Annotated in this window: 21 protein-coding genes; 3 read left to right on the forward strand and 18 right to left on the reverse strand. The window is 27.3% G+C overall.

Annotated features, from left to right (window positions below; all coding sequences use genetic code 11):
• Positions 1-133: 133 nt before the first annotated feature.
• From pyk to CLPU_RS05780, 3 genes are all read right to left on the reverse strand, one after another.
• The gene (pyk, locus tag CLPU_RS05770) at positions 134-1,891 is read right to left on the reverse strand and encodes a pyruvate kinase (protein ID WP_050354701.1); all 1,758 of its coding nucleotides are present in this window, start codon (positions 1,889-1,891) and stop codon (positions 134-136) included.
• A 14-nt stretch (positions 1,892-1,905) separates the two neighbouring features.
• The gene (gene pfkA / locus CLPU_RS05775; protein WP_050354702.1) at positions 1,906-2,871 is read right to left on the reverse strand and encodes a 6-phosphofructokinase; all 966 of its coding nucleotides are present in this window, start codon (positions 2,869-2,871) and stop codon (positions 1,906-1,908) included.
• 82 nt (positions 2,872-2,953) lie between these two features.
• The gene (locus CLPU_RS05780; protein ID WP_050354703.1) at positions 2,954-3,145 is read right to left on the reverse strand and encodes a hypothetical protein; all 192 of its coding nucleotides are present in this window, start codon (positions 3,143-3,145) and stop codon (positions 2,954-2,956) included.
• 158 nt (positions 3,146-3,303) lie between these two features.
• Between CLPU_RS05780 and CLPU_RS05785 the strand changes: the two genes are divergently transcribed.
• Positions 3,304-3,738: a hypothetical protein gene (locus CLPU_RS05785; protein ID WP_050354704.1), complete on the forward strand. Its 435-nt coding sequence runs from the start codon at positions 3,304-3,306 to the stop codon at positions 3,736-3,738.
• Here CLPU_RS05785 and CLPU_RS05790 read toward each other — a convergent pair.
• The 3 genes from CLPU_RS05790 to CLPU_RS05800 all read right to left on the reverse strand — a co-directional run bounded on the left by CLPU_RS05790 (position 3,735) and on the right by CLPU_RS05800 (position 8,285).
• Positions 3,735-7,232, reverse strand: a complete 3,498-nt coding sequence (locus tag CLPU_RS05790; RefSeq protein WP_050354705.1) for a DNA polymerase III subunit alpha — start codon at positions 7,230-7,232, stop codon at positions 3,735-3,737. The genes CLPU_RS05785 and CLPU_RS05790 overlap by 4 nt on opposite strands.
• A gap of 138 nt (positions 7,233-7,370) precedes the next feature.
• A complete protein-coding gene (locus CLPU_RS05795) occupies positions 7,371-7,814 on the reverse strand; it encodes a hypothetical protein (protein ID WP_050354706.1) in 444 nt (147 codons plus the stop codon).
• A 231-nt stretch (positions 7,815-8,045) separates the two neighbouring features.
• Positions 8,046-8,285, reverse strand: coding sequence for a hypothetical protein (locus tag CLPU_RS05800; protein ID WP_050354707.1), 240 nt, complete (start codon positions 8,283-8,285; stop codon positions 8,046-8,048).
• Between the two features lie 392 nt (positions 8,286-8,677).
• Between CLPU_RS05800 and CLPU_RS05805 the strand changes: the two genes are divergently transcribed.
• Complete coding sequence (locus tag CLPU_RS05805; protein WP_050354708.1) at positions 8,678-9,097, forward strand: helix-turn-helix domain-containing protein; 420 nt, start codon at positions 8,678-8,680, stop codon at positions 9,095-9,097.
• 37 nt (positions 9,098-9,134) lie between these two features.
• Here CLPU_RS05805 and CLPU_RS05810 read toward each other — a convergent pair whose 3' ends face one another.
• The 5 genes from CLPU_RS05810 to CLPU_RS05830 form a co-directional block, all read right to left on the reverse strand.
• Positions 9,135-10,616, reverse strand: a complete 1,482-nt coding sequence (locus CLPU_RS05810) for a leucine-rich repeat domain-containing protein (protein ID WP_050354709.1) — start codon at positions 10,614-10,616, stop codon at positions 9,135-9,137.
• 1,376 nt (positions 10,617-11,992) lie between these two features.
• Complete coding sequence (locus CLPU_RS05815) at positions 11,993-12,727, reverse strand: response regulator transcription factor (RefSeq protein ID WP_050354710.1); 735 nt, start codon at positions 12,725-12,727, stop codon at positions 11,993-11,995.
• A gap of 528 nt (positions 12,728-13,255) precedes the next feature.
• Entirely contained in the window at positions 13,256-13,513 is a 258-nt protein-coding gene (locus CLPU_RS05820; RefSeq protein WP_050354711.1) for an HPr family phosphocarrier protein, read from the reverse strand.
• 4 nt (positions 13,514-13,517) lie between these two features.
• Positions 13,518-14,477 carry a DNA-binding protein WhiA gene (gene whiA / locus CLPU_RS05825; protein ID WP_050354712.1) on the reverse strand — a complete coding sequence of 320 codons (960 nt, stop codon included), beginning with the start codon at positions 14,475-14,477 and terminating at the stop codon, positions 13,518-13,520.
• Positions 14,478-14,582: 105 nt separating this feature from the next.
• The gene (locus CLPU_RS05830; RefSeq protein ID WP_050354713.1) at positions 14,583-14,987 is read right to left on the reverse strand and encodes an NUDIX hydrolase; all 405 of its coding nucleotides are present in this window, start codon (positions 14,985-14,987) and stop codon (positions 14,583-14,585) included.
• Between the two features lie 411 nt (positions 14,988-15,398).
• Between CLPU_RS05830 and CLPU_RS05835 the strand changes: the two genes are divergently transcribed.
• Positions 15,399-16,070 (forward strand): beta/alpha barrel domain-containing protein, encoded by a 672-nt coding sequence (locus tag CLPU_RS05835; protein WP_050354714.1) that lies wholly within the window; start codon positions 15,399-15,401, stop codon positions 16,068-16,070.
• A gap of 47 nt (positions 16,071-16,117) precedes the next feature.
• Here CLPU_RS05835 and CLPU_RS05840 read toward each other — a convergent pair whose 3' ends face one another.
• The 7 genes from CLPU_RS05840 to CLPU_RS05870 form a co-directional block, all read right to left on the reverse strand.
• Positions 16,118-17,398 (reverse strand): gluconeogenesis factor YvcK family protein, encoded by a 1,281-nt coding sequence (locus CLPU_RS05840; protein ID WP_050354715.1) that lies wholly within the window; start codon positions 17,396-17,398, stop codon positions 16,118-16,120.
• Between the two features lie 12 nt (positions 17,399-17,410).
• Complete coding sequence (gene rapZ / locus CLPU_RS05845) at positions 17,411-18,277, reverse strand: RNase adapter RapZ (RefSeq protein WP_050354716.1); 867 nt, start codon at positions 18,275-18,277, stop codon at positions 17,411-17,413.
• A gap of 30 nt (positions 18,278-18,307) precedes the next feature.
• Positions 18,308-19,039 carry a PHP domain-containing protein gene (locus tag CLPU_RS05850; protein WP_050354717.1) on the reverse strand — a complete coding sequence of 244 codons (732 nt, stop codon included), beginning with the start codon at positions 19,037-19,039 and terminating at the stop codon, positions 18,308-18,310.
• 17 nt (positions 19,040-19,056) lie between these two features.
• Positions 19,057-19,971 carry a UDP-N-acetylmuramate dehydrogenase gene (gene murB, locus CLPU_RS05855; protein ID WP_050354718.1) on the reverse strand — a complete coding sequence of 305 codons (915 nt, stop codon included), beginning with the start codon at positions 19,969-19,971 and terminating at the stop codon, positions 19,057-19,059.
• Between the two features lie 637 nt (positions 19,972-20,608).
• Positions 20,609-21,949, reverse strand: coding sequence for an ABC transporter substrate-binding protein (locus CLPU_RS05860; protein ID WP_050354719.1), 1,341 nt, complete (start codon positions 21,947-21,949; stop codon positions 20,609-20,611).
• Positions 21,950-22,284: 335 nt separating this feature from the next.
• Positions 22,285-22,551 (reverse strand): GIY-YIG nuclease family protein, encoded by a 267-nt coding sequence (locus CLPU_RS05865; protein WP_050354720.1) that lies wholly within the window; start codon positions 22,549-22,551, stop codon positions 22,285-22,287.
• Between the two features lie 68 nt (positions 22,552-22,619).
• The gene (locus tag CLPU_RS05870) at positions 22,620-23,837 is read right to left on the reverse strand and encodes an HD-GYP domain-containing protein (RefSeq protein WP_050354721.1); all 1,218 of its coding nucleotides are present in this window, start codon (positions 23,835-23,837) and stop codon (positions 22,620-22,622) included.
• Positions 23,838-23,940 lie beyond the last annotated feature (103 nt).

Raw genomic sequence — 23,940 nt, forward strand, 5'->3', positions numbered from 1 at the left:
ATCTTTTCCCCCTTGCGTTAACTTTAAAAGTATTTTATCAAATTTTTTAATAACAATATAACTTTATTATGTCTATAAAAGTCCAAGAATATCAAAAAACCTCTCTATCAATATGTGATAAAGAGGTTTCTTTTTATAATACTTTTGTTTCTCCTTTGTATACTACTCCTCTAACAGTATCTACTGTTACTATTTCTCCATCTTTTAATTCTTCAGTTGCTCCCTTTGCTCCTACGATAACTGGTTTTCCTAGGTTTAATCCTACTATTGCAGCATGTGAAGTAAGTCCGCCCTCTTCAGTAATCACTGCTCCTGCTTTTTCTATATATTTTGTTAACTCTTTATCTGTACTTATTGATACTAAAATATCTCCCTCTTCAAACTTATTTTGTAAGTCTTCTATATTTAAAGCTAAACAAACTTTTCCATTAGCAGATTTGTAACCTATGCCAGTTCCTTTTATTATAATTTCTCCTACTATATGAACTTTTATTAAGTTAGTACTTCCAGAAACTCCTACAGGTATTCCTGCTGTAATTACTACTAAATCTCCTTGTTTTACATATCCTTTTTCTAATGCACACTCAACTGATAGATCTATAAGATCATCTGTAGTATCTGCACTCTCTGATAGTATTGGATACACTCCCCAAACTATAGCTAATTTTCTCATTACGTCTTTTTTAGGAGTTGTAGCTACAATTGGTGATTTTGGTCTAAATTTTGAAATTGCTCTTGCCGTATATCCTGAAGAAGTTGGTGTTACTATAGCAGATGCTCCTAAGTCTTGAGCTGTTCCACAAGTAGCATGGCTTATTGCATTAGTTACTGTTGTATCTTTACCTATTGATTTACTTCTTAGAAGCTCCGAATAATTAATAGACTCTTCTATCTTTAATGCTATATTTGTCATAGTTTTAACTGCTTCTACAGGATATTTACCTATTGCAGCTTCTCCTGATAGCATGATAGAATCTGTTCCATCTAATATAGCATTAGCAACATCTGTAACCTCAGCCCTAGTTGGTCTTGGATTTCTTATCATAGAATCCAACATTTGAGTAGCTGTTATTACTGGCTTTCCTAATTCATTACATTTCTTTATTATCATTTTTTGAACTAAAGGTACTTCCTCAGCTGGTATCTCTACTCCTAAGTCTCCTCTAGCTACCATTATTCCATCGGAAAATTCTATTATTTCATCTATATTTTCTACACCCTCACGATTTTCTATTTTAGATATAATCTGAATATTATCTCCATCATTATCTTCTAGAACTTTTCTTATTGATATAACATCTGAAGCTTTTCTTATGAATGAAGCAGCTATAAAATCTACTTCATTTTTAATTCCAAATATTATATCTTCCACATCCTTATTTGTTGTTGAAGGAAGATTTATTTTTACTCCAGGTGCATTTACTCCCTTGTGATTTTTAACTGGACCACCATTTCTAACTATACATTTTATATCTGTATTATCTATAATTTCTTCTACTTCTAATTCTATTAGTCCATCATCAATTAATATCTTATCTCCTGCACTTATATCTTCTGGTAACCCTTCATATGTTATACTACATATGTTCTCATTTCCCATTATCTCTCTTGTAGTTAGTGTAAACTCTTGACCATCTTGTAGTTCCACACAGCCATTTTCAAAATCTCTAGTTCTTATCTCAGGTCCTTTTGTATCCAACATTATAGCTACTGGTAAGTCAAGCTTTTCTCTTACTTTTTTTATAGTATCTATTCTCGCCTGATGTTCTTCATGTTTTCCATGTGAAAAATTAAGTCGGGTTACATTCATTCCACTGACCATTAGTTTTTCTAATATTGATTCACTTTCTGATGCAGGTCCAATGGTACAAACTATTTTTGTTTTTTTCATATTCAAATCCACCTCTAAATTGAAAGTATTTTTGTTAGATTGTAAGTTGCATGATCAAAAACCTTTTCAATGCAAAGAGCTTCATCTATGTCCATATCTATTACTTTATTTTCTCTTATTCCTACTGTTCTTGATTTTGCACCTCTTAATAATAGTCCTACCGCTTTAGCTCCCATCTTACTAGCTATTATTCTATCCATAGCTGTAGGACTTCCTCCTCTTTGAAGATGACCTAATATAGTTACCCTAGTTTCTATGCCTGTATTTTTTTCTATATCATTACCTAACTCATATGGACTTCTTTTTCCTACTCCTTCTGCAAGCATAATTATACTATGTAGCTTTCCCCTATTTTTCCCTTGTATTAATTTTTTACATACATTTTCTATATTTAGTCCTTCTTCTGGAACTATAATACTTTCTGCACCTCCGGCAAGTCCTGCATGTAGCGCTATATCTCCACAATTTCTTCCCATAACTTCTATTATATTCGCTCTACCATGTGATGTTGAAGTATCTCTTATTTTACTTATTGCATCTAGAACTGTATTAATTGCTGTATCAAAACCAATAGTATATTCCGTATATCCTAAATCATTATCTATTGTTCCTGGTATTCCAATAGTAGGTATGCCTAAATCACTTAGTGATTGTGCTCCTTTAAGAGATCCATCTCCTCCAATAACTACTAAACCATCTATCTTAAACTTTTTTAACATATCAAGAGCTTTTTTCTTACCATCTTCTGTTTTGAATTCATCACTTCTCGCAGTTCTTAATATTGTTCCACCTTTATGTATTATATCTGCTACAGATGATAGATTCATTTCTTCTATATATCCATTTATGAGGCCCTTATAACCTTCTTTTATTCCCATTACTTCAGCTTTATTATATATCCCCGTTCTGACTACTGCTCTTATAGCCGCATTCATTCCTGGTGCATCTCCACCACTAGTTAATATTCCTATCTTTTTCATTAATATTACCTCCCATATTCTAGCTGGTCGAAATCTATCCCATTAATATAAAAAAATCATATATTTGTGTATATTTTAAATTTTAATAACCTAAATCTACTAGTACCTTATGTATTTCATAGGCTTCAAATTCTGGAGCCAATATGGTATATAATATTCCATTTGAGTCCTTTGAAAAAATCTTTAATTTAACTAAAAATCCCTCTTCTTCTAATCTTCTTTGAATAATTTTCGCTTCTTCTACTCCCTCTACTACATAAACAGCAGTCCACATAACTTAATTAACCCCCATGGCTAGATTTATTACTATATTATCAATTCATATATCGGCTCTATATTAATTATATATTATGAACAGTCTTAACATTTTAATCATATTATAACATATAGTACCAAAGTCTTCCTATAACTACTTTTATGGAGGTGATTTAAATGTTAGACTTTATAATTGATTTGCTTAAAAGCAGGGGAATAACATTAGATAATATTAATTTACTAGTTTCTATATTAAAGAAAGAAGAATATGTTCCTTATAGGTATAATGATGATATACTTAAAGTTCTATCGGTAAAAGAAATTCAAGATTTGATATCTTTAGGAGTAACCTTAGACATTTATTGTGAAAGTAATATACTGCCAGAGCTAATACAAGACTCCATTTCTAATGATTCTTTATTCTCTTTAGATAAGTCCCTAGCACTTAGCGTAGTCAATATATTTGGCCCTGAAGCAGTTATAAACTTTAGTTTTCTTCAAAAAGAAAAATCAAGCGATATAAAAAGTTTATTAAAAGAAGATAAAGTAAATACATTTTTAGATGATATACTTTGTGTTATTACTTCTGCTGTAGCTATAGGATTGTATTAACATACCTTAATACAATCCTTAGTTAAAATATTTTCAAGAGATTTAAATAATTCTTCATTTTTTACATCTATCCAATAATCTCTTTCTGCTACTATTGTACTTTTATTTTTTTCTATATATACATATACAGGTACAGATCCTCTATATTGGGTTAGTACCTTTTTTATTCTGTCTAATAATTCTGTAGGCTCATTTTTAGATATTTTTATATATAGTTTTTTCTTTTCTCCTTTTACCATAGGTTTTATACTTTCAGATATTATAGTCCTTGAGCCTTCTTCCTCACTTATACTTAATCTTCCACTTATTACAACTATACTATCTTCTACTAGATACTTATTATACTTTTCATATGTTTGAGGAAATACTATCACTTCAATAGATCCATACAAGTCTTCTAGTGTAATAAAGCACATCATATTGTTGTTCTTAGTTATTTTATTTTGCTTTTTACTAATTATTCCCCCTATAATTATACGACTACCATCTTTTAACTTTAAATCATGATGATTTACTTCTTCACTTTCATTTGCTTCATTTATTTCTATAGTTGTTGTACTAGATACTTCTCTTAGCTCTTTTTCATATGAAGATAATGGATGACCTGTTATATATATGCCTGTCATTTCTTTCTCCATAGCCAAGATAGTTTTCTCTGGAAATTCTTTTACATCTGGAAGACTATCTAAATTAAAGCTAGTATTATCAGACATATTCATACTATCAAATAGTGAAAACTGGCCTTGTACATTTCTTTTTCTATCTTGGTTAACTCCATCTATTACTTTTTCATAGACTGCAAGTAACTGAGCTCTTTTATACTTTAATGAATCAAATGCTCCTGATTTTATTAAACTTTCTACCATTCTTTTATTAAGAGCATTTGATTCAATTCTCTTACAAAAATCCATAAAGCTTTTATATTTTCCGTTTTCTTCTCTTTCTTTAACTATAGCATCTATAGCTGAATTTCCTACATTCTTTACAGCAGCAAGTCCAAATCTTATTTTTCCATTTGAAACTGTAAATTTACGATTACTCTCATTTATATCTGGTGGTAGAACTTCTATTCCAAGTCTCTTACATTCCTGTATATATAGCGAAACAGAATTTGTATTCCCCATAACGCTAGTTATAAGTGCTGCCATAAATTCAACTGGATAATAGCATTTAAGCCAAGCAGTTTGATAAGCTACGACTGCATATGCAGCTGAATGAGACTTATTAAATGCATACTTTGCAAAATCTATCATCTCGTCATAAATTTTATTTGCAACTTTTTCATCTACTCCATTTTTCATTGCACCCGGTATTTCCATTTCACCTTTTTCATTTGTCTTACCATATATAAAATGTTGTCTTTCTTGTTCCATTACATCCATTTTCTTTTTACCCATTGCTCTTCTAACCAAGTCAGAACGACCCATAGAGAATCCACCTATGTCTCTAACTATTTGCATAACTTGTTCTTGATACACCATACATCCATAAGTTACATTTAGTATAGGTTCTAACTTTTCATGTATATATTTTATAGCAGATGGATTGTTTTTGTTTTCTATATACCTAGGTATTTGACTCATAGGCCCAGGTCTATAAAGAGAATTCGCAGCAACTATATTTTCAAATCCTGTTGGTTTTAACTCTTTTAATACTTGTCTCATTCCAGCACTTTCAAATTGGAATATTCCCAATGTATCTCCTTTACTAAACATCTTATACACATTAGGATCGTCATAGTTTGAGTTTGAGAAATCTACTTTTATATCATAATTTTCTTCTACAAGTCTTATAGCATCTCTTATAACGGTGAGAGTTCTAAGACCTAAAAAGTCCATTTTTAATAGCCCAAGTTCTTCAAGTTCTGTCATTGTAAACTGTGTAGTTATACAATCATTATTCCTTGACAGTGGAACATATTCAGTTACAGGTTTCTTTGATATTACAACACCAGCAGCATGTGTAGATGTATGTCTAGGTAATCCTTCTACAGCTTTTGCTAGATCTATAAGTTCTCTTACTTTTTCATCTGAATCATATATATCTTTTAACGCTTTATTCATCTCTAAGGCTTTTTCTATAGTCATTCCAAGTTCAATAGGTATTTGCTTTGATATACTGTCTACTTCCCCATAAGGCATGTTTATAGCTCTTCCTACATCTCTTATAGACCCTCTCGCTGCCATTGTACCAAATGTAGCGATTTGAGCTACTCTATCTTTGCCATATTTTCTTACTACATAATCTATAACTTCTTCTCTTCTTTCATAGCAAAAATCTATATCAATATCAGGCATACTAACTCTTTCTGGATTTAAAAATCTTTCAAAAAGTAATCCATATTTAAGAGGATCTATATCTATAATTCCTAACACATAAGACACTATACTTCCAGCTGCTGATCCTCTACCTGGTCCAACCATTATTCCGTTATCTTTTGCATATTTTATAAAATCCCACACTATTAAAAAATAATCAATATATCCCATATTTTCTATAGTATTTATTTCAAACTCTAGTCTCTCTTTTATTTCATCAGTTATAACTTCATATCTTCTTTTTAATCCTTCATAACAAAGTTCTCTAAAATACTGAGAATTAGTATATCCTTCTGGTAGTTCATATTCTGGTAAATGTAGTGTTTCAAAGTCTAGCTTTACATTGCATCTCTCTGCTATTTTCACAGTATTTTCAATAGCTTCATCTATATTTGGAAATAAGCTCTTCATCTCATCATAGGATTTTAAATAGAATTCATCCGTAGGAAACTTCATTCTATTTTCTTCCTCAACAGTTCTTCCCGTTTGAATACAAAGAAGTACATCATGTACTTTTGCATCCTCTTTATTTATATAGTGAATATCATTGGTTGCTACAAGTGGTATATTAGTTTCACGACTTAGCTTTATTAAATGTTGATTAACTAGTTTTTGTTCTTTCATTCCATGATCTTGTAGTTCTAAATAGAAGTTATCTTGTCCAAATATATCATTATATATATTTGATATTTTTTTAGCTTCATTATACTCTCCATTTAATAAATGGTGTTGAACCTCTCCACCTAAACAAGCACTTAATGCTATTATCCCTTTACTATACTTTCTTAGCAGAGAATGATCCACTCTAGGCTTATAGTAGAATCCTCTCACATATCCTTCCGATACTATCTTCATTAAATTTGCATATCCTTCTTGGTTTTCAGCTAGTAACACCAAGTGGAATTGACCTCTTTCTCTGTTTAAATCTTTCTCTGTATAATTTCCTTTAGTAACATATACTTCACATCCAAGAATAGGCTTTATGCCTTTCTTAACTGCTTCTTTATAAAAATCTATTACACCAAACATACATCCATGATCTGTTATAGCTATGCTATCCATACCTAATTCTTTTACTTTGTCTATAAGTTTACTTATTCGTGCTGATCCATCTAAAAGACTATATGCAGTATGGACATGAAGGTGTACAAATTTACTTTTTAAAGAGTTCTCCATTTTATTCACATCCTTTGTATTTTATTAAAATACAAACAAAAAAAGATAGTAGAAATCCGCTATCTTAATTATATCAAAGTTTTATATTAAATTACCCAATAATTAAATACTAATTCAAATTTAAATTATCTTAATATATTATTCTTCTATACTTTTATTCTGAACTACTTGTTTTACGCATATTAACACTTTTTTTAAAGATAATAACATTATTGTAATAGTTCCCGTCAAACCAGAGATTCTGATTATATTTTCTAAAAGTATTCTATTGTGTTTTATGCTATCTTTAATCATAGCTAACCATGGAAATAAACATATAAAGCTATATAGTAAAAACATCGTTAAAATAATCGTTTGTAATATACTATTTATTCTTATACGTCTTAAATATAATATAGAAGCTATAATTATTGACATAGAAAATACTAAAAACATAGAAAATTCATATGTACTTATTTTAACGGGTATATCCTCTCCTGTAAATATAGCCCATATAATTTGAATAAACATACTAAAACATATAAAAACTAATAAAGATATATTTAAAGAGTATTTGAAAGCTCTTCTAAGTTTATTACCCATAACTCAATATCTCCTTTCTTATAGTAATCAGTATTCTATATTAAATGATTATTCGTTTTACACTATAATCATATATTTCATTAATACAAGTAGGCATATTAAAAAAGCTCCTGATGTAAATGATATTATTGGAAATATATCAAATCTATATTCATCAGAGTTACTAAAATGTAGTATAAATACAACCATTATGCATATTATTGATGGTAATAAAAGATTAACTAGAAGAAATTAAAATACTATAATTTCTCCAAAAACTACAGTGGATAAAGTTATTAGTGGAAATTTCTTATCTTTATTTTGTCGAAAATATTTCCAAGAAAATAAAATTCCCACCATAGAAAAAATCAGCCATACTAAATGAAATACTATATCTGAAAATTGAAATAATTTATTATTCAAAAACAAAGATAATAAAATTAATTGTAATGCTATACCTATAATTACACCAATGGGGACAATTTTTTTCACTCTATTCACCCTAAGATTTATTGTATTTAATTTCTTTTCTAATTTAATAATACATAATTTTATGTTAATATTCAACAAAATATGTAATTTTTATATTATTTTGTAAATAACATGTAACATATATTTTATATTAATTAATTTTCAGAACTTATAGTTCTATAAAATCTCAAATAAAATTTCATCTATCATTATATTAAATAGTTTCATCAATATCTATATTCTCCATATTCTGTTTCTTTTCCTTCATTATGTTAAATTTGGTTAATCTTTTTACTATAAATTATTCTACAAAGATTTCAATCCTCATAGAAGAACTTTTTGTTCTTTTATGTAAAGTCGAACTTTTTGTTATATAATTGTATTATAATTTTTAATATGAGGATGGTGATATTTTGTTTGGTAAAAGATTAAGGATGTTAAGAGAGGACGCTAAGTTAACTCAAAAAGAACTATCCAAAGTATTAGGAATTACTGATAGATCTGTTGGTTATTATGAAACTGATGAGAGGACTCCTCCGCCTGATATTTTAGAAAAGCTAGCTGATTATTTTGATACTTCAGTTGACTATTTATTAGGAAGATCTGATATAAAAAATATATATAAGGCTACTTCCTGTAACTTATCTCATAAAAATCTTAGCAAAGATAATCAGTTATTAAATGAAAGTTTTATTTGTTATGGTAAAAAAACAGGTATAAAACAATCTCTACTTAATGACATCAAAAACTTAAGTGACGATAGTAAGAAAGCACTAGAGGAATATGTCAAACTTTTAAAACTTAAGGATAAGTTTGATAGTAACAACTTTTAGGATTACGCTATGCTAAGTATATATAGACTTATATGTACTATTCTATGACATATAAGTCTATATATACTTTCGCATTAGAATTATCTTTATTAGCTCCTAATATTATAAGTATAATTCCTGCTCTACCAGTTTTGATAGCTATATTTTTATTATTAAATATTTTTTCATCGTCCTGTAATATCATTTCAAAGTTTAAAGTTGTACTAACTTTTCTTCCACTTCTTAAATATATGTATTTCTTCAGCTCTTTCAACTTAGGTATTTCTTCTCCAATTCTTAGTATTATTTCAGGTACACTTATTAATATCTGATCTTGAGGATTATCAAGAGAATCATATATAAAGTTATTAGCTACAGAATTCATATGTTCTGTATCACTTCTATATCCTATAAGTTGATTTGAGTATAATAATACAATTGGCAAGTTATTATCCTTGTTTAGTTCTATAATTTCATTTGGTATCTTTCCTGTTAGTTTATTGTTTTCTAAGTTTAAGTATTCAATATAAGATAATTGTCCTAATTCTTTTGGTATCTCTCCTACTAAATCATTATTTGATAAGTTTAATATTTTAAGTTTTTCCAATTTGCCTAATTCTTTTGGTATTTTTCCTGTCAAATTATTATTTGATAAATCTAATACTTTAAGATTACTTAAATTACCTAGTTCTTTCGGTATTTTTCCTGTTAATCCATTATTATTTAGCCTTAAAACTTCTATGTTTTCTAGTTTACCTAACTCTTTTGAAATATTTCCTATTAGGTTATTATATGATAAATCTAATATTCTAAGGTTATTTAAGTCACTTAATTCTTTTGGTATTTTCCCTTTTAGTCTATTATTATTTAAACTTAAATTCTCTATATCTAGAAGGTTTCCTAGTTCTTTTGGAATAATTCCTGTTAAATAGTTATTTGAAAAGTCTAGCGTTTTAAGTTTTCTTAGGTTACTTACTTGTATTGGCATATTTCCTTTAAATTCGTTATTATTTAGCTTTAGGACTTCTATATTTAAAAATTTATCTAATCCTTTTAATATTTGTCCCGATAACTTATTATGTGATAAGTATAGAAACTTAATCTTTTTTAATCTTCTAATTTCTTCTGGTATTTCTCCTACAAGCTCATTTTCTGATAAATTTAAAAATATAAGATCCGATAATTTTTCTATTTTTTCTGGAATTTTCCCATGTATTTTATTTTGAGATAAATTAAGTATCTTAAGAGAATATAACTTTTCTAGTTCATTAGGAAAATTTTTTAATTCGTAATTTGATAAATTTAGCTCTCTAAAAGAAAGAAAATTCTTTATTAACTTAGATACTCCATGTATATTAAGGTTATTTTTTACGCATATTTTCATAAAATACCTTAATTCATTCTCCTCTATTTCATTAACATCAAATTTCCATGTTTTCTTTAACAAATCATTTATGAATCTTAATTCTAGCTTTTGATTACTAGTTTTATAATTAAATGTTTTTACATCAAAATATTTGTGAATATTATTGTAATCCATTTTTATCACCTTTTATCATTCTAGATATTATTAAATAACCTTTATTATGACAGTAGTCGTCATACTTCATAAACATATACTATGTTTTTATTTGATTATTATAGTTTTAATAACTTATACTTTTTCATAAAATGCTTTTATAATATAAAAAATTAATTAAAGCATAACAAAATAAAAACACAAATCACTCACAAGATTTTTAAATCTTATTTACTAAGAGCTTTTCAATACATATTAAGTTATATATCTAGAATAATATTCGGTATTATTATCATCATTAATTTAAAATTATAAAGAAATTAAAATTTCCATAAAAATCTTAGAGATATTTATGGTTAATAGAAATAAATATATTATTGTTTTATATACTCCTTACTCATATATGATATTGGTAATTATATTTAAAAAACTATATTATGTTCTTTATCTTAGAAATAATTAATATAAAAATCTTATGTTATTTATTATGTTGTTTAATAAGGCACACAAAATACCTCTATTAAATTACTATTTAATAAATTATAATTTAAAATATTTTAGAAAATAATAGATTATCAAACTTAGCAACTATAAATTCTAATGTATTACAGTTTTATTGTACTTGATTGAAAAACTTGTAAATAAAGCTAATATATGATTCAATACAAATTTATTAATAAACAGTTATTTATTTTCGTTAAATATAAACATATAGTTTAATCATTCTTTCACACTTCCACTTTTTAATAGAGATCCTTATTATATATGACCTTATTTCTCAAAATAATAACATCTTTCTATATATATTTGCATCAAATTGCAAAAAATAACAAAAAGAATACATTAAATGCATTCTTTTCTTATCTTTACGAGCTAATCTTATACTTAATATAATCTATCTATAAATCGGTAATACCTTAAATAGCTATCTATATTAAAATAGAAATCATCATAAAACAATTAATGTTTATAATAATTCTTTTATTTATCATAAACTAAAGTGTACAAAATAAAGAACTTTTTTACAAATACTTTATAAAAACCTAATAAGATAAAGTATTCTCATAGACAGGATATAAAAATAAGCAAAATTATATTAATAATATGTAAAAATTATAGAATTGAAATATTTATAAAATATAAAGATTTGAAATAGTTTAAAAAAATTAGAGAAAATGCTCTATTTGTCCAGAGATATATCCTAAAACGATAGATTTTTAAAAATGAATTTTAATATCAAATTAAAAATCGTGTAGTAATATTTTATGTAGAGAAAAATAGAGCCCTTATTTACCAGATTTAATCTGGTTATATTTATTACATGGAAGTGATTAATGATTAGTTAATTAATATATTTTTTAGTAAACTTTGCAATATGTCATAAAGCTTAAATCAACTTATTCTTCAAGCTTGTAATAATGATTTTTGGAAAACAAACATGAGTTTTTATCGTCAAATATTATAATTCTGTTTTTCTTATCTATCTCTTTTATCTTTCTCTTATTTACTATAAATGACTTATGGCATCTTACAAATTCCTCTGGTAGTTCACTTAAAGAATTTTTTAATGTACCATAAAATAAATACTCATCGTTTTCTAATCTTAATTTTATTTTATGCTTATATCCAATAGACTCAAAATAAAGAATATTATTACATAATACCTTTATCTTTTTATTTCTAGTGTTAACGTAAAAAACATCTCGAACATTACTGTTTATATAATTGTTATATATCTCCTTACATTTTAGCAAAGACTTCTTCATTCTTAATTCTATATCATCTAAACCTCTTACAATAAAGTCTAAAGGATATATATGACTATGTAAAATTTCTAATATAAGTTCTGATCTACTTGATATAAATATAATACTAGATTGATAATCTATTTTTCTTATATTAATAGCACTCCTTATTCCTTTTAATTGTCCTTTGTTATCTTGAACATTTAGTATATATACACCATATTGATTATTATTTTTGGCATGATCTACTAGTTCTTCTGGATGCGTAGTTAAGATATCTACTTTGAAATCACAATCTAATTTCATCTCAAAAAGTATTTTATCTATTATTAATTCTGTTTCTTTAACCCTTTGTTGATTTATGCCACATATACCAATCTTTATCATGTATTAGACACCTCCAATAATTAATATTAAATAGCTTGTTAGATAATAAATAACTAACTATCTCTTAAATATAAATAACTGTTTATTTTAAAAATTTAACTAGATAGTTATATTAGCTTTATCTACAAGCTTTTCAATTAAATATAATAAGGTTGTCTATAATACATGAAAATTTATAGTTGTTAATTTTGTACAGTTTATTATTTTCTATAATAAGTTCGTCTTATACCTCTAATAATTCTAAGTTTTATGTTATTAACATAATATATAAGTTTTTAAAAATCAAATTGTTCTATTCTTCAATCAATGGTATTAAAAGATAGTATACATTAAATATATTATAAACACAATAAGTCTTTATTTAGTCTTAATATCGCATTTAAATTTAATTATAAAGTTATACAAAACAAATAACTAACATTCTTTTAGTACCCATAATTTATCTATATATTCGTCATATATAACTTTACTTATATATACTAATAAATAAAGAAAGATAGTGAATCTCACTATCTTTCTTTATAAGTACTATTTTAAATTTTCTAGAAACTCTGTAATTCCCTTTAGTGCATCTTCTTCATCATATCCGCTCGCAATTATTTTTATCTCTTCACCCTGATACACTCCAAGAGCCATTATGCCCATTATACTTTTAGCATTTACTTTATTATCACCTTTTTCTATATATATATCACTCTTATATTTACCACATGCTTGGACGAATAAAGCCGCCGGCCTAGCATGGAGTCCTAGTTCATTATTTATTGTAATAGTCTTTTCTACCAATACTTTACTTCCTCCCTTCTTTTATCTTTTCAGCTATTTGTTCTAACTTTCTTAATCTATGATTGACTCCTGATTTTCCTACAGGAGGGTTTAACATCATTCCTAGTTCTTTTAAACTAGCTTCTCTATGTTCTAATCTTAATCTTGCTATATCTATTAAATTACTAGGTAAATTATTTATTCCTATAGTCGTATCTATATATTCTATGTTTTCAATCTGTCTTATGGAAGCATTTATAGTTTTAGCCAAATTAGCGGTTTCACAATTAACTATTCTATTAACATTATTTCTAACTTCTTTTAATATCCTTATATCTTCTAATCTTAATAGTGCTGAATATGCTCCTATAATATTAAGTAGATCAACTATCTGTTCACCTTCCTTTAGATAAACTACATAATTGTCTTTTCTAGTAACTATTTTAGAATTAAGTCCAAATGAGTTTATTAATTTAGACAAATCTTTACTGTGATCTTGACTATGCGTAACAAACTCAAGATGATAGGTCTTTTCTGGATTACTTATTGAACCTCCTCCTAAAAAAGCACCCCTTATGTATGACCTCTTGCAACATCTATTTTTAACAATATCTTTAGGTATTTTATAGCTAATTGTATAGTGATCATTGTTATTTTGTTTAAGTATCCCTGTATCTATCAATATTTGTTGAGAATTATTTAAATAATCTACTAATATCAAATAGTTGTTATTTTTTTTCAATTGCTTATTCTTTCTGACCATAACTTCAGTCTGTATATTGTATAAATTTTTTAGCAAAGTGAAGATTCTTCTTGCTATAGCAGCATTTTCTGTTGAAACTTTTATGTTAACTTTCCCAACTCCACTTATTTGAATTGATCCACTCATACGAATAAGTGCAGCTAGCTCAGCTAACAAACAGCATTTATCTTCAACCTGCATTCTTGATAATTCATTTTTTGTAATTGATGAAAAAGAAGACATATTCATCTACCCCTTTTTTATCGTTAGCCACAGAAGTAAAAGTGTAAATGTTTTCTATTTATGTCACAAAGAAAAAATATCTATTTATAGAGGGCAAAATATATTCTACAACTCTTTTATAGCTTTTGCAATTATCTTTTTTTCGTCATCATATTTAGCAAGCTGAGTTGCTCTATTCATGTGAACAAATCTTGCTTCAATGAATCCTTCTTTTCTTTGAGGTATACACACCATACTTCTTGCTCTCATTAGAAACCAGTGTACAGTCTTATTAACTATTTCATTTTCTTCTCTCGAATTCCTAAAACTATAGTGTATTTTACCTAAGTATTTTATAACACTAGCTTTTACCCCACCTTCTTCAAATACTTCTCTAGTAGCCGCCTTTACTATTTCTTCATTGTCCTCTATTTTTCCTTTAGGTAAAACCCAATCTCCATTATATTTTTTTAAAAGAAGAATAGCATTTCCGAATACAACAATCCCTCCTGCACTAATTTCTTGTCTCACTTTTCCACACTCCCATTAGTTAAGTTATACATTAGTAAAAAGTACATAAGTTCATACATTAAAGTTATCATATAAGGTAAAATGTTGCAACTGTTAGCTTCCAAAGTAGTATAAAAACAATTTACCCCTTATTTCAAAATATTATTACTTATATATATTACGTATTTTATTATTTGGGTAATATATAATTAAATGATAAATAGAAATTCAAACTTTATATTCGTTAACTTTCATGATTATTTTAAAAAAATAGTTTATAATATATTTTATATTAAATTTCTTGTTTTTATTTTAAATAAATATTATACTAATAAATTGTGGTCTAATTTTTATCTTTATTTCAGCGAAATTCTTGACTAATATAGTATATTAACTTATTAATAGTATATTAATTTTTAAATGGAGGTTTATATGAGCGAGAAAATAGTTCCGGTTGTATCAAGTTATTTAAGAAAACACATGATTTATGTACCATCAGTAATAGAAAAAGCTTCCGGTATTAGGGTCAATGGAAAACTTATTCGTTCTTTAGTTTTCTCAACAGATGTTGCAATTATTAGAAACATAAATGCAGATGCTGTTATAGCTGTATATCCGTTTACGCCTCAACTTATCATTACTCAAGCACTAATGACAGCTGCAGATCTCCCTGTCTTTTGTGGAGTAGGTGGAGGTCTTACTACTGGAAAAAGAACTATAAACTTAGCTCTTCATGCAGAGTTTCAAGGTTCTTTAGGAGTAGTTGTAAACTCTCCAACATCTAATGAAGTTATAAATGAATTATCTAACACAATAGATATTCCTATAGTAGTTACTGTAGCTTCTGAAAAAACGGATATTAACTCTAGACTTCAAGCAGGTGCAAACATCCTTAATGTATCTGGAGGTCCTAGAACAGCTGAAATCGTAAAGGTTATAAGAAAAAACTATCCAGATGTTCCTATAATTGCCACAGGCGGACCAACAGATGATACTATATTAGCTACTATAGATGCTGGTGCAAATGCGATCACGTATACACCACCTTCATCAGCAGAACTATTTGGTGGTCTAATGAATAAGTATAGATCTCTTGAGGATTAAAAATAAACTGAAGGAATAATAGATCCTTCAGTTTACTATACTTTTCATTATATTTTGAATCTTTTATTCAGAACCAAATTTGTTATTATTTCACTAAGCTTTTTAGCATCGTGTCTTATATAGTTTTTTTTCACGTCTACAAGATTATCTTTTATCACTCCTATACCTCTTGATAAAAGCTCTTCCTCTTCTTCATCTGTTATAATCACAGGTTTTGCTCCATCTTCATGATATTTTATAAGTGTATAAGGTGGTATTCTTTCTATATTAGTTATCACATAGTCTATAATACTTTTTTTAGTATGCTTAGAAATAGCATCTATATGATCAACCACTCCATAATTATCTGTTTCTCCGGGCTGAGTCATGACATTTGTTATATATACTTTTATAGCTTGCGACTTTTCTATTTCTTTGACTAAATCATTTATTAACAAATTGGGTATAACACTCGTATATAAACTTCCTGGTCCTAATACGACACAGTCTGCTTCTCTTATTACATCTAGTGCTTCTTCTAAAGGCCTCAATTTTCTTGGTTTAATAAATACATGATCTATTTCACTATCGGCCTCTTTACTTTTAACAGGTATATTAGATTCACCCTCTATAACTTTACCGTTCTTCAACTTAGCGTACAACTTTACACTTTCTGTAGTCATTGGTAAAACTCTACCTGTAACAGCTAGAACATTACTTATTTCCTTTATGGCAACTTCAAAATTACCATATATTTCATTCATCGCAGCTATAAAAAGATTCCCAAAACTTTGTCCTTTAAGACTTCCTTCTTTAAATCTATATTGTAAAATTTTTTCCATAGTTGGCTCTGTATTTGCTAGCGCTACAAGACAACTTCTTATATCTCCTGGTGGAAGCATTCCTAAATCTTCTCTTAAAATTCCAGAACCTCCACCATCATCTGCTACTGTAACTATAGCAGTTATATTCGACGTGTACTCTTTTAATCCTCTTAACAATACAGATAATCCTGTACCGCCTCCTATAACAACTATTTTAGGTCCTTTATTTAATATTTTTTCCTTATAAAGTAGCTTATTAATAGTTTCTTTATCTAGTGCATTATATCCTTTATAGTTACATACAACTTTCAATATAGATTGAATAGATTTTTTTATACTAAATACTATTAAGATTACTCCTACTATTATTAAACATGTTATTATAATCCAGTTTTGAACTAGATTAAAAACAGTTTTATAAAATATCGTTGAAAGACCAAATGAAAAACTTATTATACCTATAAGTCCTAAGAAAATCCATCTCTTTATACCTAGACCTGGCTTTATCCATTTCATAAAACTCATATTTTTTCTCCTTTAAATCCCCTTATAACTTATGCAATCCCTGTGATTAGGAATCACCCTATATCCACTATCTCTTAGGTGTTCATATAATACATTTGCAATTGTAACTGATCTATGTTTCCCACCTGTGCATCCAACAGCTACTACTAATTGACTCTTTCCTTCTTTAATATAGAATGGTATCAAAAAATCTATCATATCTGTAAGCTTATTTACAAATGTTTTAGTTTGTTCCCATTCCATTACATAATCTCTAACTTCCTTATCATTACCAGTAAACTCTCTTAATTCAGGAATGTAGAAAGGATTTGGTAAAAATCTCACATCAAATACAAGGTCGGCATCAAGGGGTATTCCCTTCTTGAATCCAAAAGATACTATAGATATTGTTAAATTCTTTCCTTCTTTTCCTTCTAAAAAAATACGCGTTATCTCTTCTTTAAGCATAGCTATTGTAAAGTTTGAAGTATCTATTATATAATCTGCCTTCTTTTTAACTTCATCTAATACTTCTCTCTCTTTTTCTATTCCATCTAGTATCCTTCCGTCTAAACTTAATGGATGGGGCCTTCTTAATTCTTTAAATCTTTTTACGAGTATCTTATCTGAAGCTTCCAAAAATAATATTTTATACTCGAACCCTAGCTTGTCTATAGCATCTAGGCTACTAAACAAGTCATTTAAGAAGTTTCCTTTTCTTGTATTAATAACTAATGCTACATTACTCATCTTATCTTTAGATTGAAGATAAAGCTCAGCGAAATCAGGTAACAATGCAGGTGGTAAATTTCCCATACAATAAAATCCACTGTCTTCTAATATTTTTAATGACTGACTTTTACCCGCTCCTGAAAGCCCTGTAATTATAATGAATTTCATATTAAAAAGTTGCCCCCTTTCTTAATTTATTTATCTTATAACATTTGTTATTCTCTCAGGACTAAGACCTGCTTCAATAGCTCTTTCTATTCCTTTATCCACTTTGCCAATGTCTTTTGGACTGTGAGCATCACTATTTATCATAAATTTCACATCTTCCTCCATAGCTACTTTTATATAGTCTACTGTAAGAAATCCATGACTTGCATTAATTTCTAAAGCTGTATCTCTTTTAGCAGCAGCTCTTGCTAATTCTCTAGTATTAATGTCTACCTTTGCTCCTGGATGAGTAATTAAGTTGATATCATAATTATTTATAGCTTTTATTAAAGCTTCTGTATTTAGTCTTCTAGCCTTTTCTGCTTTAGATTTTGAATACTTAGCCATGCGATTTAAGAGAAATATTCTATAAGCATCTTTTATTGTTTTAGGCATAGCACCAAAATGAAATCCTACTAACAATATATCTAATAGATCCATAATTTTATCATCTACATCTATATAACCTGAATAGCTAATAATATTAGCCTCTACTCCCATAAGTATTTTTATATCTTTATATTCCTCATTTAAACGATCTATTTCTTCTCTCATCTTTTTAAAGTTTTCTTTTTTTACCCCAAATCCTATATGAGCTGGTCCATGATCACAAATAGCTATTTCTCTTAGTCCCTTTGATATTGCACTTTCTACATTCTCTCTAATAGTTCCAGTTCCATGACTATAGACAGTATGTGTGTGGTAATCCCCAAATATTTTCATTTGTATCACCTACTTTTTTATTGTTCTCCTATTATTTTAACCTCTGTTTCTAATTGTACTCCAAATTTATCTTTTACTGTTTTTTGTACAGTTCTTATTAAGTTGATAACATCACTACTAGTAGCATTTCCTAAGTTAACTATAAATCCACAATGTTGATCCGATACTTGTGCATCTCCATGTCTAAGTCCTCTTAGTCCAGAATCCTCTATTAATTTTCCTGCAAAGTATCCTTCAGGTCTTTTAAACGTACTCCCTGCACTTGGCAAATGTAGTGGCTGTTTTGTAGTTCTTTTTTTATTTAATTCTTTCATATATTCATTTATTTTATCATAATCTTCTTCTTTAAGAGTGATTTCTCCCTCCACTACTATTAACCTTTCTTTTTGTACTATACTCTGTCTATACCCAAAATTCATTTCACTATTAGTAAATTCTACAATATTTCCGTCCAAATCTATACATTTTACTTTAGATATTACATCTTTCATTTCTCCACCATAAGCTCCTGCATTCATGGCTACTGCGCCTCCTAGAGATCCTGGTATTCCACTCGCGAACTCTAATCCTCCTAATGAATGTTTTAAAGCCATTTTTGATACTACAGAAAGAAGTGCTCCACTCTGAGCAATTATTTTGTTATCCTCTACCTTTACTTCATTTAAATTCTCCGCTATTTTTATTATTACTCCTCTTATCCCTTTATCTGTAATTAGTAAGTTACTTCCATTTCCCATAACCATATATTCAATATCATTTTCTTTACAAGCTTTTATAGAAGATGAAACTTCTTCAAGGCTTCCTGGCATAACTAATATATCTACCGGTCCACCGATTTTAAATGATGTATGATTTTTCATAGGTTCATCTATTAAAACTGTTCCATTAGTTATTATATTTTTAAATAAATCATATATTTCTTGCTTCTTCACAATATCAACTCCTATGTTATAGTCTGTTTAATCTCTATCATATAATTATATATTATAATAATCAAAAATAATCCTTTAATGGCTAATATATAGATATAATTAAGTATTTATCATATATCACATCGTATTAAAATATCATATATTTTATTTAACATATATGATACTGCTTTATGTTATCATATTTTAGACATATTTATAATACATTTATTTATCCAATATATAGATAAAATTAAGTGTTAATCAATCTCTTACCGTTTCAAGATATGATATATTTTTCTACTATATAATTTTCACTTATAATAAATATAATCTTTTAATTGTTAATATACAAGCATAATTGAGCACGTATCCATACCTTAGATTATATTAGAATACGATAATGCTATTAACATGTGAGATACTATTTTATATTATCATATTTTAAGATAATCTTTTAGCAATTTAATTTCGTTAACTTATAAGTAGAGTTAAGTATTAGTTTCATATCTGATAGTTTTAGAATATGATACATTTTCCTTAAACTCTATCATATAATCATACTTATGTTATTTGCCCTATATCATAGTTAAGTATATCTTTTTTTAATATAATAAACAATACTTTATAAGTACATAAAGTATTCAGGATAAGATATTTACTAATTATTCATTAATTGAGTAATTTGTTTATTTGCCTCTTTTAAAGCTTCTTCTGCACTTTTTTCTCCTATTATTGAAAGTCTTATTTGATTTTGGAGTATTCTATCTACTTCTTTCCATTTAGCATGCTTTGGTACTGTTTGAGTATATGATAAGATATCCTCCATTTTTTTCATTTTTTCATTATTAGCATACATATCTTCTATTGTACTTTTTACCGTAAATACTCCCATTTTTTCTAAATCTTTTTGAGTTTCATCTTCAATCAAGAATTTTAAGAACTTAATAATCATATTTAACTTTTCTTTATCTTTCTGTTTAAATACTCCAAAAGCACTTACGCTATTATTTAAAGAAACTGGAAGTTTTTTATCTCCTATAGGATAATTTACAATATCATATTCAAACCCCTCACCACTTCTATTTAGTTCATCAAGAACCTTTACAGCCCAAGACCCAGCTATGTAAGAAGCTACCTTTTTATCCTTGCAAAACATATCCCATGCTTTATTTTCGTTACTAACTCCAAAATCTTCTGGAGTAACTTTATATTTGTTTTTTAAATCTACCACTTTATTAAGTCCACTAACTGCTTTTTCTCCGTTAAATATGTATTCATCATTATCTTCTTTTATTATCTCTGCTCCATCGCTAAGTATAAGTCCCCATATATTATAATAATTTGGTTTTACAAATGAATGAAAACCATATTGATCTATTTTCCCATCATTATCAGAATCATATGTTAACTTTTTCATTTTTTTTACGAATTCTTCATATGTCCAATTTCCATCTACTGGAGGTTCAACTTGTTTTTCTTTAAATAAATCGAGATTTATATACATACCATAAGTAGTCATCATAAATGGTACTCCCCACATTTTGTCATTATACATTACTGACTTTAATGCTTGATATTTAAATTCTTTTTTATCTGATTCATCAAAATATTGATCAAGGGGCTCTAATACTTTATCATTCATATATATATAATCAGTACCTATAGGAGCTATATCTGGTACATTTCCTGTTTCTAATGCAACTTCTAACTTTATAGGTCCTTTGTCCCAATCTATAGGTTGAAGTTCTATATATACTCCTGGATTTTCCGCTTCAAATTTTTTGATTTTCTCTTGCATCCATCCATATCTACTTCCTGTTGTAACATCTAACCGTGGAAAATCCCATAGTTTTATAACTCCTCTCCAATTTGAATCTTCATCTTCTATTTTTGTATCTTCAACACCATTGTCTATGCTAAAAAACAAAGCATATATAGGCCAACAAATAATAAATATAATTAAAATAATAGATATTATTTTTTTTATCTTCTTTTTCATGTATCCCCCTCCTACAAATATACATATTATTTTTTCGTATTAATTATGTTAGATACGCTTACTTTTTTAACTTAATTATGTATTCTCTTATCATAGAAAATAGCTAATTAAATATTTTGATGAGGAGGATAATATGAATCTTAGTTAGTCATTTAAATAAAAAAAATCCTCAGTAGATTTATATCATGAGGATATGAAAGAACTTACAATATTATTTTTATAGGTTGTTTTATTATTTGTATTTAAATAATACAACTTTCTATTATTATTTAAATACAACTTATGATATTTGCCTTTCGAATTATAATATATCTTAATATGCATATTCATACATTTTAATTTCTACTTTTATTATCTAATTTTTCAACTTTGAATAAGCGCTTTTTATCCTGTCTAGATAACTTTTTTATCTCATATTCTCTTCTCATGGCATCTTGCTTTGTTTCTAAAATTTCTAAGTATCTTAGTTCCACTGGAGTTCTACCTCGAGTATATTTTGCTCCTTTTCCTTCATTGTGTTTTTTGACTCTTTCCTCTATATTTGTTGTCCATCCTGTATAAAGTGTCCCATCTTTACATTCTAAAATATAAACATATGCCATATCTATTACCTCTAATATATTTTTTATTATTTTTAAACTTATTGTATTATATAACGAACAAAATATTGTTAAATATTTCCAAATACAATATCTATATCTTTAATAATATCATTATCTATTAATCCTTCTTTACCCATATTATATAATATTTTAATACAATCTTTGTGAAATGACGGTTTTCTATAAGGTCGTTCTTCTGTCAATGCTTGATATATATCCAAACAAGCCATTAGCCTTGAGTTAAAATCAAGATCTTTTCCAATCACTCCATAAGGATATCCTGTTCCATCTAACTTCTCATGATGATTTGAAGCCCATTCAGTAATATCTTCAAACCCATCAATTTCTTCTAAACATATTCTAGTATAATAAGTATGCTTTTTAATTAATTCAAATTCATCCTTACTAAGTTTACTTGATTTATCTAAGATATAATTTGGTATTGCTAATTTTCCTAAGTCATGTAAGTCAGCCGCTATCATTAACTTTATTTTTTCTTTTTCATCTTTACTATAATAATCAGCCATCTTAGATATCTTTTCAGATAATCCTTGTGAATGTCTATATGTAAATTTTGATTTGCAATCAATAATTTTAGAAAAAACTTTAGTTATACTCCTTATCTCTTCGTAACTCATTTCTTTCTTAAATTTAGGAATATGCCTCGCCAAAGCTTTATTAATAAACTTATCTTGCAAATCTAATTTAAAACTCGTCTTTCTGCTTATATCATAAAAAATATCAACTAATTTTGAAGCAAATAATTTATTCCTTCCTTGATTTAAATAATCAAATATTTCATCTTGATTTTCATCATACATTTCCTTTAAATTAAATTTAATATCTATCTTATCTGCAAAAGATATGATTTGTGACATGATAGGTATATTGTCTCCTTTTATATTGAAAAAACCTGTCCCATCATAGTTTTCATGGTGATATTTTATTACATCTTTAATTTGAGTTAGAAAAGGATATCCTTTAATATTATTTTCTCCAATAATACAGTGTTCCTTAAATTCTTCTAAATCTTTAATATTTAAGTTACTTGTATCAGTTCTTTTATTGTGAAAATTACTTTCACTTAATCCATTATCATGTAGTAACCCTAATGAAACTATATCAAAGACTTCTTCTGAAGTTAAATTAAGTTTTTTTGCTATGTTTAGTGCAATATATGCTACTCTTTTAGAGTGATTAGACGTAGTACCTATAACATCTATTTCAATAAAGTCTAGAGTATAACTTAGACTTAATAGCAAATTATTTAAACTTAAGTTAATCATATTTCCTCCAAAATAATAGATTTTTGTTGACAACATATCTTATAAAAAATCCTTTTGCTTAATATATATTAAATTTCTACTTTTATTTATAACTTCCTTTTAA

The organism is Gottschalkia purinilytica (genome assembly GCF_001190785.1).
GTDB lineage: Bacteria > Bacillota > Clostridia > Tissierellales > Gottschalkiaceae > Gottschalkia_A > Gottschalkia_A purinilytica.